Source organism: Pseudomonas sp. DrBHI1, from assembly GCF_002205115.1.
In the GTDB taxonomy this organism is placed as follows: Bacteria; Pseudomonadota; Gammaproteobacteria; order Pseudomonadales; family Pseudomonadaceae; genus Aquipseudomonas; species Aquipseudomonas mosselii.
In genome coordinates this window covers 3302-4238 of record NZ_NIBE01000096.1, presented here as the reverse complement: position 1 = coordinate 4238, position 937 = coordinate 3302, and the positions used below count along the sequence as shown (strand labels likewise).

1 protein-coding gene is annotated in these 937 nt (G+C 62.0%); it reads right to left on the bottom strand.

The features are described 5' to 3' along the window. A partial coding sequence (locus CC207_RS19680) for an immunoglobulin-like domain-containing protein (protein ID WP_371916489.1) occupies positions 1–937 on the bottom strand: 937 nt, incomplete at both ends.

The following is a 937-nucleotide window of genomic DNA, read 5'->3' as shown; positions in this document are numbered from 1 at the left end:
GTGGCCGTTGACCGGCAGACCCTGGGCGTTGGTCAGGGTCACGGTGTAGGTGATCTGGCCGCCTTCGGTGACGGTGGTCTTGTCGGCGGTCAGGGTGGCGACCACTTCGCTGACAGTGTCGGTGATCTGTACCGAGGCGTTGCCGCCCAGCTCGAGGTTCTCGAAGGCTTTGCCATCGACAGCGGCATCGGTGATGCCGACGGTCAGGGTGTCGCCGTCCTTGAAGACGTCATCGCCTTGGGCCTTGGCCTTGTACTCGGCTTCGGTCTGACCGGCTGGAATGACAACTTTGTCGCCGTTCGACAGGGTGACGGTCAGGTCGTGGTCGAGCTTCTGGCTGACCTTGACGGTGAAGGCCGGCTGCTGGTCTTCGGTGACATCGCCTTTGCCGATGATAGTAACGGTGACTTTGTCGCCCTGGTTGTCGGTACCTGGAGTGCCGGTGCCAGTCTCATCGGTCACGGTCGTGGTGACGGTGTTGTCGCCGAGGGTCAGCTTCTCGAAGTTGTCGCCACCGGCAACCGATTCGATCTTGTTGACGATGCTCGGCTGGCCACCGACGAACACGTCGTCCGGCGCGGTGATGGTGAAGGTACCGCTGGCGCTGCCGGCTGGAATGGTGACCTTGGTGCCGTCAGTCAGGGTGAAGGTCAGGCCATTGTGGCCGGTGACCGACAGACCCTGGGCATTGGTCAGCGTCACGGTGTAAGTGATCTGGCCACCTTCGGACACAGTGGTCTTGTCGGCAGTGAGGGTCGCGACGACTTCGCTGACGGTGTCGGTGATTTGGACCGAAGCGTTGCCGCCCAGCTCCAGATTCTCGAAGGCCTTACCATCGACGGCAGCGTCGGTGATGCCGACGGTCAAGGTATCGCCGTCTTTGAAGACGTCATCACCTTGGGCCTTGGCCTTGTACTCGGCTTCGGTCTGACCGGCC